Annotated in this window: 12 protein-coding genes and 1 pseudogene; 8 read left to right on the top strand and 5 right to left on the bottom strand. The window is 66.4% G+C overall.

Annotation, left to right across the window (positions count from 1 at the left end):
- Positions 1-77: 77 nt before the first annotated feature.
- From BST47_RS05840 to BST47_RS05850, 3 genes are read left to right on the top strand one after another with little or no spacing between them, the layout of a single operon-like run.
- Entirely contained in the window at positions 78-734 is a 657-nt protein-coding gene (locus tag BST47_RS05840; RefSeq protein ID WP_083124235.1) for a glycosyltransferase family 2 protein, read from the top strand.
- Complete coding sequence (locus BST47_RS05845; RefSeq protein ID WP_083124236.1) at positions 731-1,396, top strand: TIGR04282 family arsenosugar biosynthesis glycosyltransferase; 666 nt, start codon at positions 731-733, stop codon at positions 1,394-1,396. The genes BST47_RS05840 and BST47_RS05845 overlap by 4 nt, the downstream gene beginning before the upstream one ends.
- A 1-nt stretch (position 1,397) precedes the next feature.
- The gene (locus BST47_RS05850) at positions 1,398-2,027 is read left to right on the top strand and encodes a class I SAM-dependent methyltransferase (RefSeq protein ID WP_083124237.1); all 630 of its coding nucleotides are present in this window, start codon (positions 1,398-1,400) and stop codon (positions 2,025-2,027) included.
- Between the two features lie 3 nt (positions 2,028-2,030).
- Here the strand turns inward: BST47_RS05850 and BST47_RS05855 are convergent, their stop codons facing one another.
- Genes BST47_RS05855 through BST47_RS05870 form a run of 4 tightly spaced genes read right to left on the bottom strand, consistent with a single transcriptional unit; the run spans position 2,031 to position 6,335 of the window.
- Positions 2,031-3,074: an NHL repeat-containing protein gene (locus tag BST47_RS05855; protein WP_107528857.1), complete on the bottom strand. Its 1,044-nt coding sequence runs from the start codon at positions 3,072-3,074 to the stop codon at positions 2,031-2,033.
- Entirely contained in the window at positions 3,061-3,576 is a 516-nt protein-coding gene (locus BST47_RS05860) for a hypothetical protein (protein WP_083124238.1), read from the bottom strand. The genes BST47_RS05855 and BST47_RS05860 overlap by 14 nt, the downstream gene beginning before the upstream one ends.
- Position 3,577: 1 nt before the next feature.
- On the bottom strand, positions 3,578-4,921 hold the full coding sequence (locus BST47_RS05865) for a molybdopterin-dependent oxidoreductase (RefSeq protein WP_234809591.1): 1,344 nt from the start codon (positions 4,919-4,921) through the stop codon (positions 3,578-3,580).
- Between the two features lie 52 nt (positions 4,922-4,973).
- On the bottom strand, positions 4,974-6,335 hold the full coding sequence (locus BST47_RS05870; protein WP_083124239.1) for a hypothetical protein: 1,362 nt from the start codon (positions 6,333-6,335) through the stop codon (positions 4,974-4,976).
- A 109-nt stretch (positions 6,336-6,444) separates the two neighbouring features.
- On the opposite strand from BST47_RS05870, the pseudogene BST47_RS05875 reads away from it, so the two are divergent.
- The 4 genes and pseudogenes from BST47_RS05875 to BST47_RS05890 all read left to right on the top strand — a co-directional run.
- Positions 6,445-6,665, top strand: a pseudogene (locus BST47_RS05875) (PhnE/PtxC family ABC transporter permease); the annotation flags it as partial.
- The gene (locus BST47_RS05880; RefSeq protein ID WP_083124240.1) at positions 6,641-7,651 is read left to right on the top strand and encodes a zinc-binding dehydrogenase; all 1,011 of its coding nucleotides are present in this window, start codon (positions 6,641-6,643) and stop codon (positions 7,649-7,651) included. The pseudogene BST47_RS05875 and the gene BST47_RS05880, both read left to right, overlap by 25 nt.
- A 57-nt stretch (positions 7,652-7,708) precedes the next feature.
- A complete protein-coding gene (locus tag BST47_RS05885) occupies positions 7,709-8,299 on the top strand; it encodes a TetR/AcrR family transcriptional regulator (protein ID WP_083124241.1) in 591 nt (196 codons plus the stop codon).
- An 81-nt stretch (positions 8,300-8,380) separates the two neighbouring features.
- Positions 8,381-9,142 (top strand): SDR family NAD(P)-dependent oxidoreductase, encoded by a 762-nt coding sequence (locus tag BST47_RS05890; RefSeq protein ID WP_083124317.1) that lies wholly within the window; start codon positions 8,381-8,383, stop codon positions 9,140-9,142.
- Here BST47_RS05890 and BST47_RS05895 read toward each other — a convergent pair.
- Positions 9,139-9,753, bottom strand: coding sequence for a pyridoxamine 5'-phosphate oxidase family protein (locus tag BST47_RS05895; RefSeq protein ID WP_083124242.1), 615 nt, complete (start codon positions 9,751-9,753; stop codon positions 9,139-9,141). The genes BST47_RS05890 and BST47_RS05895 overlap by 4 nt on opposite strands.
- A 164-nt stretch (positions 9,754-9,917) precedes the next feature.
- On the opposite strand from BST47_RS05895, the gene BST47_RS05900 reads away from it, so the two are divergent.
- Positions 9,918-10,631: DUF222 domain-containing protein (locus BST47_RS05900; RefSeq protein WP_122984568.1), on the top strand; the 714-nt coding region annotated here is incomplete at its 3' end.

Raw genomic sequence — 10,631 nt, forward strand, 5'->3', positions numbered from 1 at the left:
CCGCGACCTGCAGCGACGTAATGAATTCGTCACGGGTCACCCTGTTTGACCAGTGCGGGGGTGGTTAGCCTCGAACCATGCCCGACTGTCGCGTCACGGTGGTGCTGCCGTGTCTCAACGAGGCCGCGTCACTGCCGGGGGTGCTGGCGGCGATCCCGCCCGGGTACCGGACGTTGGTGGTCGACAACAACAGCACCGACGGCACCGCCGAGGTGGCCCGACGGCACGGTGCGGACGTGGTCACCGAAACCCGCCCCGGATACGGCTCCGCGGTGCACGCCGGGATAGTGGGGGCGACGACGCCGGTCGTGGCGGTCATCGACGCCGACGGCTCGCTTGATCCGCGTGACCTACCGAAATTGGTCGACGATCTCGAACGCGGCGCGGATATGGCGATCGGACGGCGGCGTGCCGTGCAGGGGCTGAACTGGCCGTGGCATGCCCGCGCCGGGACCGCCGCGGTGTGCTGGCGGCTACGTCGCAAGCACGGTCTGCCGGTGCACGACATTGCGCCGATGCGGGTGGTCCGCCGCGACGCGCTGCTGAGGCTGGGCGTGCAGGACCGCAGATCCGGATATCCGCTCGAACTGCTGGTGCGGGCCGCTGCCGCGGGGTGGAAGGTCGTCGAACGCGATGTGGAGTACGGACCCAGAACCGGTGGGAAGTCGAAGGTGAGCGGTTCGATGCGCGGCAGCGTGGTCGCGGCAGTCGATTTCTGGCGGGTGATTTCGTGATTCCGGTGGTCGCCCTCGTGGTGGCGAAGGCGCCCGTGCCCGGTTTGGCGAAGACGCGGCTGGCCGCCTCGGTCGGGGATCGCGTCGCCGCCGATATCGCGGCGGCCGCGCTGCTGGACACCCTCGACGCGGTTGCCGCCGTGCCCGCAGAGGCGCGTGTGGTGGCGATGACAGGCGACCTCGATGACGCGCGGGCATCGGCGACGATCCGTAGCCGCCTCGAGGCGTTCACGGTGGTGCCGCAGCGCGGGGACGGGTTCGCCGACCGGCTCGCCAATGCGCACATCGACGCGGCGGCAGCGACGGGCCATCGTGCGGTGCTGCAGATCGGTATGGACACCCCGCAGGTGTCGGCAGACATGCTCACCGAATGCGCCCATGAACTGATGGGCACCGGCGCGGTGCTCGGCCTCGCCGACGACGGTGGATGGTGGGTGCTGGGAGTGTCCGATGCCGCGATGGCCGATTGCCTTCGCACGGTGCCGATGTCACAACCCGACACCGGTGCGTTGACGCTGGCGGCGTTGTGGTCCAAGGGAATCGAGGTCACGCGGGTCGCCGAACTAGCGGATGTCGATACGGTGGATGACATCGCGTCGGTACGGCGGATGTGCGCCGCGGACAGTCGTTTCGCCCGCGTCACCGAGGGGGTGCGTGCCTGACATGCTGGGACACCTTTATGACCGCGCTCTAGATGGTGAGCGGTGCTGGATCAGGCGCGACGACGGCGAAGTCCGACGGCTACCGGTGCGACGGTGGCTTGGGGGGAAGCACGCCGATGACAAGTTCGACAGTGCCGTGCTCGAACTGTGCACTGGGCCGACCATCGACTTGGGTTGTGGTCCCGGTCGATTCGTGACGGAACTCATCCGGTGTGGCATTCCCGCGCTCGGGGTCGATCAGTCCGCGACGGCCATCGACTTGGCGAGGCGCAACGGCGCTCCGGTGCTCCGACGAGACGTGTTCGGACCGTTACCGGGAATGGGACGCTGGCAGACAGTCCTCCTCGCCGACGGAAACGTGGGGCTGGGTGGTGACCCACTGCGGATGCTGAGAAGAGCAGCTGAGTTGTTGAGTCACGGCGGAAAATGCGTAGCCGAATTCGATTCGGAGGCAATGGGAATCCGCACCAGCTGGGTGCGGCTGGAGTCGAGTCGGACTATCGGCCCGTGGTTCCGTTGGGCGTTGGTCGGCATCGATTCCGCAGCCTCGCTCGCCAAGGACGCGGGATTGGTGATGACGGGCATGCAGACGATCGGTGGGCGCGTCGTGGCAACGCTGGCACTACCGTGACGATCAGCGGGGTAACAGATCTTCGCTGATCATCTGCAGTGACCCGTTCGGGCTGCTACCCGTGATCAGTACCGCACCGGAACGTGGTTCCACCGCGACCGAATTGGGTTGCTGCACCGTCGGGACGGTGCCGGCGATCCGTGGTGTGGCGGGATCAGCCACGTCGATCACCTGCAGTTGGTTGGTGGCGGTCAGGGTGACGAAAAGCCGTCGACGATCGGGGTCCTGCGCCAGCCCGTAGGGCATGCCCGGCGACTCGACCCTGGCCAGCTCGCTGATCTGTGGCGTGATGCGTTCGATGAGCACGGCACCGCCATCGGTGTCGGCGAATGCGACGATATCGTCGGATAACGCCACCGCGTGCGTCAGCTTGGTCCCGACCGGCCCTTGCGCCACCTGCTGCCGGCTCGATCCGTCATAAACCCACACTCCGTTGCCCTGCACGTCGGCCACGGCCGCGTACTTCCCGACCGCCGCGGCACCACCCGGCTGCGGCGGACCCGCGGGTAGTGATCCGACGACGGCCCCGTCCCGAACGAACACCACACCGCCACCCATCTCGTTGGTCACGACGACCGTGCCGTCGGACGTGCGCACTGCATCGTGAGGCTGCCGCCCGACGCCGCCGGTCCTCGACACCACGTTGCCATCGGCAAGGCTCATTTCGACCAATTCGTCGGATGACTCCAGCGGGACCAACACTGGCCCGTCGGCCCCGGCGAGGCTCAGATGCCGCGCAGCTCCGCCCATTTGGACGGTCTGGCGAACGACCCCGGTTGCGCTGTCCACCAGCGCCACACCGGGGGGATTACGAACGGCGATCGCAGCGGTCCCCGATCTGCCGACGACGATGCCCTCGGGCCCGCCGGGGATCGGCACGACCCTGCCGACCGGTGCCACCGTCGGCGCCTCGGCTGGAGCGGGTTCGGCGGCGGGCGCACGTGGGGATCGCGGTGCGGATGTCTGCTCCGTTGTCGCACCTCCGCCGCAGCCCGCTACCACCGCTATCACGGCGAGCAGGACCCCGACCGCCTCAATCGGCCGCACTATGGACCGTCCTTTTCTGCGGGCCAGTGGATTTCGCCCGGCTGAGAACAAGCTTGATCGCGAATGCGATGGCACTGACGGCGAACATCGCCGCGGTCAGCAGCAGCCACCGACCGAGGAAAGGCTCCTGTGTTTGTCCGGTGGCGGCCAGATACGTCGGCGCACCTTGTTCGATGATGCCGGGCAGGAATACCACCAGCGTCAGCGCAGCTCCCAGCGCGGGTACGCGGATGTAGTTGAGCACAGGCACATTTGCGACTGGACGCCGATTCGCTGTCAGCAGTCGGTCCGCCAGGGCATAGATTGGAAAAAGGACGAGGTCGTGAGCGATGATCGCGGCGGCGAACCACACTGCGATCGACTGCCACCACACGTTGGTGTTCCACAACGTCTCCGGCTTGATCGTCGCGATGACGTATCCGAAGAGCGCGAAACCCGCGACCAGCGTCAGCAGGTGCAGCGGATGCGACCCGTAGACACGGTGAAACCCGTTCAGCGACATGTCACTTGGCCCTGAAATCGATGGATGCAACCCATTTGGTGTTGTGCACGCCTGGCAGTGCGGGAACGATGATCCGTGCCGGGAAGCCGTGATCGGGGGACAGGTCGGCGTCGTTGACCCGAAGTGCAAGAAGCGAATCCGGGTGCGTCACCTGGTTGGCCTGCAGGGTGGCGCGGTTGAACGCGCCGAAACGTTCCACTGAGCGCACGAATGCGGACCGCGGTTCGGGGACACCGGCGAGCCTGGCCAGGTCCCGCAGGGGCACCCCGGTCCACGTCTCGGTGGTCGACCAGCCCTCGACGCAGGCGATCGGCAATCGTGCGGTGTGCTGCGACATCGCCGTGAGCATCGCGCGGTCGAGAACCACGGGTGACGGTCCACCGGTCAAGGTGAGTCGCCAGCGTTCGCCGGTCAAGTCGGGGGTGATCCGGGCCGCGGCGGCAGTGCGGTTGATCTGGAAGTCGTTTGGCCCGTCGCCGTGGGTTCGCCCGCGGGGCAACAGCAGTGCTGTCTGCCGAGTCCAGCCGCCCAGCGTCTGGCCGGCGGTGATGAGTGCCATGAACACCGCGCCACCGCCGACGAGAGCGAGGGCGCCGCGGCGGCTGATCGTGGCGGGTCCGGGTTCGGCAGCGACGAGCCCGTCGGGTTCGTAGGGTTCGGGTCGGGTGTCCTTGGTGTTGGTGCGTAACACGCGTCGCATGGACATCGATCGAAGACCCACCCACATGCGCGGAATCTTGATGACGATGTGAATCACGAAGCCCGCGATGAAGACCCATGCTCCGTAGTAATGGGCCGTGTAGAAGCTGAAGCCGAAGATGTAGTCGTACTGGATGTTGAGGACGCCGGTGATGATCTCGAACAAGATCCCGCCCACGAGCATCAGCAACGAGATGCGTTCGAGCAGCTGTGCAACCGACCGTGACGGTGGCCATGCGAAAAGCCGCGGAATCACCGACCAGAGTTTGGCCAGCACAATCGGGATCAGGATCAGTCCAAGCCCGACATGCAGGCCTTGGTTGAGCCGATACAGCCATGACGGGTCGGTCGGCCAGTCGAACGTCGGTAACTTGAGCCAGCCGACGTCGCCCGGTATCGCCTGACCGAACTGCGGCCCGTACGCGATGTAGGAAAGCAGACCGGTGATCGTCACCACCGGAAGGGCGACCAGCAGCACAGACCCGAGCACAGATGTCAGCCAAAGACCGCGCAGCGGACTGCGCCAGCGCGTGGCGCGTCTCAGGCCCGGTGGTGGATGCTCGTCTAGAGCGCGCCACAGGCGTCGGGGGAATCCGTATCCGCCCTCATCGGTTGGCGGCGGGTCGGGCGGGTGACCGTGGGCCATTGCTCCAGAGTCGCGTGTCATGACGGTGTGGTGTGCGTCTAGTCGCGTTCCGTTACCAATTCGTCAGGATCAGGTGGTTCAGGGCGAGCGCGCCGACCACGTTGACGGCCAGCCACCACCGCTGCGAACGTGGTGGCAACAGCGCCCCGGCCGCCGTCAGCCAGATCGTGAACGGCAGCCAGATGCGTTCCGTTTCGGCCTTGCTCAGCATGGACAGGTCCGCGAACACGATCGCGACCAGCGCGCCCAGCACGATTAGATGCAGACCCGACCGCAGCCTGATCGCCGCCCGGTCGAAGACGCGGCCGATCCCCGCCACGCTGCCCAGCCCGATCGCGCACACCACCGACGCGAAATTCGCCCATGACCAATACTGGAACGGGCGGTCGTTCGCGATGCCCTGCCAATAGCGTTCCTGCACAAGGACGTACCCGTCGAACCACCAGAACCCCGCGGCGGCGAAGACCCCGACAACGACGAGCGCGGCCAGCACGGCAGGGATCAGCGCGCGCAGCGCCGCCCGCCAATCCACCGCCGCGAGCAACACCGCGACAGCGAGAACTGCCATGAGACCCAATCCGTAATTGAGGAAGATGCCCCAGCCCAGCAGCAGCCCCGAACCGGCCGCCGCCAGCATCGGCCAGCGCACGGTGCGCCGAGCCGCCAACGCCAGCAACGCGATACCCCACGCCGCCACACCGGCGAAGTAGCCGTCGGCGGACACGGCGATCCAGATCGCCGTAGGCGCAACCGCCGTGAACGGTGCCGCCATCCGCGCGAAGTCCTCATTGGCGAGTGCCCGCACCGCAACCACGATCGCGGCTGCCGCGCTCGAACCGACGAGCAGGCACAGCAGCGCCGCCCAGCCGCCACCGCCCAGCCCGATGCGGTCGAGCCAGACGAACGACAGCAGCGCTGCCGGTGGATGTCCCGACACATGGGTGATCCACGAATCAGGCTGGTAATCCAGGATTCTGCTTGCGAAGGTGCGCACCGCCTCTGGGATGTCGGTGATGGTGGGCACCTGGCGCAGATACTCATGCCGCGCGGTGAGCCGGCCCGCGAAGCCGCGTTGCCAGCCGTCGATCATGGCGAGCGAAAACGCCCATGTGCACGCCGTCGCCCACGTGACCCACGGCACCCACCGCCACGGCAGCCGCCGCGCCACCGACGGTCCCCACCACACCGCCGCGGCGCCGATCACGATGGCGGGGACCGTGCCCCAGCCGGCGTGGACGTTCCACCACCCGAAGATCGGCGCGGTGCCCGCGAAGTCGCGGAAGCGTTCAGGGGTCGCATTGATCAACGGGGTGACGACACCGAGATTCAGGTGCGGCACAACGAACGCCGCGACGACAAGGACGACTCCGACGGCGACCGCCACGATTTCGCGTCGGTGAGAAGTGGCCGCCATTTGAACGACCCTACCCACGCTGTGGTCTAGACCAAATCGACAACGATTGTTCATCCCGCGTTTCGCCGGCTGGTACCTGGTTGTCTGCCCCACGGCAGAGGGTGTGCTTGTGCGAGACCTCCACCCCGGCCCGATAGAGGCGGTCCGCTGTGTTGGCGCGGAGGGTGGAAAGTGTTGTTCTCCGGAGTGATTCCGCAGGCGATGCCGTCGATGGTGGAGTCGATCCGCACCGTCAACTTCGACGTCACCGGTGCGATAGTCCTGATCATCTTCGTGATCGTGTACACGATCGAGAGGCTGTCCGGATGGATACGGTCCAGACTCGTGTGACCCGCGCGGCCGTGTGGACGGGCAGCGGTGTCGATGTGAAGAACGTCGACCTGCCCGAACTCGGCAGTGGAGAAACGCTGGTCCGCGTGCGGTTGGCCACGGTGTGTGGCAGCGATCTGCACACCGTGACGCGTCGCCGTCGAGCGCCGTGTCCTTCGGTGCTGGGGCACGAGGCCGTCGGCACCGTCGTGGCCGGCGGCACCAGGTCGATCACGGTGGGGGACCGGGTGGTGTGGTCGGTCACCGTGTCGTGCGGAAGGTGCGCGCGCTGCCGGTCCGGCTTCATCGCCAAGTGCTCGTCGGTGCGCAAGGTCGGCCACGAGCGTTTTGACGGCGACTGGCCGCTGTCCGGTGCGTACGCGGAACACGTTGTGCTGCCGCCTGGTACGTCGATAGCGAAGGTTCCCGAATCGATGCCCGACGCGGTGGCCGCCCCGGCCGCGTGCGCGACCGCGACGGTGATGGCGACACTGGAGGCCGCTGGCAGCGTCTCCGGTCGTCGCGTCCTCGTCATCGGTGCGGGCATGCTCGGGCTGACCGCCGCCGCGGCGCTCGCCGAGGCGGGTGCGCGAGTTCGGGTCACCGATGTCGATGCGCAACGGCTGGAAATGGTCAGCCGTTTCGGCGGTACCCCCGATGGCGGCGGGTCGGTGGACGCCGCCATCGACTTCTCTGGTTCTTCAGACGCGATCGATTCGGCGTTCGCCCGGCTGAGCACCGGCGGTGTGTTGGTGCTTGCCGGCTCGGTGCTTCCGGGCCGGCGAATCGAGGTCAGCCCGGAAACGATGGTGCGACAATGGCTGACGATCACCGGCGTCCACAATTACGAACCCCGTCACCTCACCCGTGCTGTGAAGTTCCTGGAGCGCACCCTCGAGGTGTATCCCTGGCGCACAGTGGTCGCCGACCCTGTCGACCTGGACGCCATCGCATCGGCTCTCGCGCCCGCACCCGCAGGCAAGTTGCGCGCCGCTGTTGCGCCCTAGGCCCGGGTCACACCCCCGTTCAGGAATATTCATTCCATAACGGACGTACTGTGGAGTGTGCCCCGGCCACGAGAATTCGACGAAGCCGACGTCATCGCGGCCGCGCGCGACGAATTCTGGACGCGCGGCTACGGCGCGACGTCGGTCGACGACCTGACGGCGGCCACCGGACTGGGCAAGGGCAGTCTCTACGGCGCATTCGGCGACAAGCACGGGCTGTTCATTCGTGCGCTCGACGACTACATCAGCACGTCTCTCGACGTTGTCCACGGACAGCTGCATGACCCGGCGCACAGCGCCTACGAACGACTGGTTCGCCACATCCGCGGGCAGGCGAAAGCCGCCGCCACTGACAAGGACATGCGTGGCTGCATGTTGGCCAGGACAGCCGCTGAACTCGGTTCCACCGACGGGGAGGTCGAGGACAAGGTGCAGCGGGCTTACTCGTTGTGGCGCGGCGCGATCGCCGACACCATCGCCGAAGCGCAGCGGGACGGCGACATCGACCCCAAGGTCGACGCGCAGGCGCTGGCGGGCACCGTGCTGGCGTTCGTGCGCGGCGTGGAGGCGCTGCACGAAGGCGGTGTGAAACCGGCCCAGCTCAAGGCGGCGGCCGAGTCGATGGTCGGCCTGATTCCCACCCGATGAAACCGCGGGGAATATATCGGCGGGTTCATGCGTCGATAGTTCTTGACTGAGCAGTACAGAACTACCGAAGAGGCAATGACCATGGCACTACTCGAGGGCAAGACAGCAGTGATCACCGGCGGCTCGACGGGCATCGGTTTCGCGACAGCCAAGCGGTTCGTCGACGAGGGCGCCTACGTCTTCATCACAGGCCGACGGCAGGCCGAGCTCGACGCCGCCGTCAAGGAACTCGGCGACAACGTCACCGGGGTTCAGGGCGATGTGAGCAGGCAGGAGGATCTCGACCGGCTCTACTCGGTGGTGGCCGACAGCGGACGGCGTATCGACGTGGTCTTCGCCAATGCCGCGGTCATCGACGTCGCAGCGATCGGGCACATCACCGAAGAGCACCTCGACTATCAACTCGGCGTCGACTTCAAGGGTGTCGTGTTCACCGTTCAGAAGGCGCTGCCGCTGCTGAACGACGGCGGCTCGATCATCCTCAACTCGTCGAACACCAACGCGAAGGCCTCCGACGGCATCGGTGTATACGCTGCGATCAAGGCTGCGCTGCGCTCGCTCGCGCGGACGTGGGCAAGTGAGTTGCGCGACCGCAAGATTCGCGTCAATGTCGTCAGCCCCGGCGCAACGGCGACGCCAGGGATCGAGAGCCTGGCCCAGCTGCTGTTCCCCGGACCGGGTTCCGCGGAGAAGTTCGAGGAATATCAGATCAGCAGTGTGCCGATGGCGCGCTACGGCACGTCCGACGAGGTGGCCAACGCGGTGTTGTTCCTGGCGTCGGATCTGAGCAGCTTCACCACCGGTGCCGACATCCCCGTCGATGGCGGCGTCAACCAGTTCTAGTAGAGCTGCTTGCGATAGTTGTCGTCGTTGTAGTACTCCTCGAGCTGGGCTTGCGTCCAGTCGGTGCGGACGGCCTTGGCGAGTTCGGCGACGCTCGGCAAGGCCGTTGGATTCCAACTCGACGGATCCCAAGTGTCCGACCGCATAAAAGCCTTGGCGCAGTGGAAGAACACCTCTTCGATGTCGATCTCCAACGCGAGGATGGGCCGGTTACCTTTCACTACGAGGGCATCGAAATAGTCTGCGTCAGAGAGGATCCGGGCGAAGCCGTTGATGCGCAGTGTGTCGCCGCGGCCCGGGATGAGGAACAGCGTGCCGACCTGCGGGCGCTGCAACACGTTGAGGTAGCCGTCGACGCGCTTGTTGCCCGGGCGTTCGGGGATCGCGATCGTCGTGTCGTCGATGACGTGAACGAAGCCGGGCGGATCGCCTTTCGGTGACACATCGACGCGGCCGTGCGCATCGGTGGTCGCGACGAAGCCGAGCGGCGAGTGCGCCAGCCAGTCCCGCTGGACCGGGGACAACCTGTCCTTGACCTTGTTGGCGACCGCCTGCTGAGGTTCTCCGACAATCGCGCGGAGGTCGGCGACGGTGGTCACTTGGTTGCGCATGGCTACATCATGCCCATGAGGTCGCACGGATCAAGCGCGCCGGCGCCGGGTTGGTGCTGCCTGATGTCCGCGCCTACGCCAGGCGGGCTATCGCGAACAGCTGAAATCTCTTCTGTCACTTTGGTTTCAGTTGTCACATTTTCGAATTGACTGTCGGTGGTCGAATGTATGTTCGACTCATGTTGGCGACTCGGGTTCAGGTGTTGATGGCCGCGCTGCGGTCCGCACATGACGAGTTGGCCGCCTGTGACCTCGACATGCTGACCCACCGCGAACTGCTCGACGTGCTGGACGGGTTGGAAACGCTGTCGTGCCAACTGCCTACGGAGTGGCATCGTGCGCTGGCCCGGTTGCAGGCCGAAACCACACCCAGGGAGTTGGGCGCCAAGAACTGGAAGGACGTGCTGCGGATCCGGTGGCGGATCTCGGCGACCGACGCCAACCGGCGACTGGCTGAGGCTCAGGTGCTGGGGCCGCGGCGCGCGTTGACCGGCGAACCGTTGGCGCCGGTGCTGCCCGCGACCGCGGCGGCTCAAGCCGCCGGACAGATCAACGCCGAGCATGTCGACAAGATCCGCGACGCGATGGGCCACCTGCCCGGCTGGGTCGACACCGTGAGCCGCGAGCAGATCGAAACCGACCTCGTGCGCCTGGCGGTCGGTGTCGGGCCTGTCGAGTTGAAGAAAGCCGCCGACAAAATGCTGTTCCTGCTCGACCAGGACGGCCCGGCACCCGACGACACCGAACGCCAGCGCAGACGCGGGGTGACCATCGGCAAACAGGGACGCGACGCAATGAGCGCGGTGACCGGAAACCTCACCCCCGAAGCCCGGGCAGTCTGGGAGGCGATCTTCGCCAAATACGCCGCGCCTGGAATG

It is taken from the genome of Mycolicibacterium tusciae (genome assembly GCF_002086795.1).
Classification (GTDB): Bacteria; Actinomycetota; Actinomycetes; order Mycobacteriales; family Mycobacteriaceae; genus Mycobacterium; species Mycobacterium tusciae.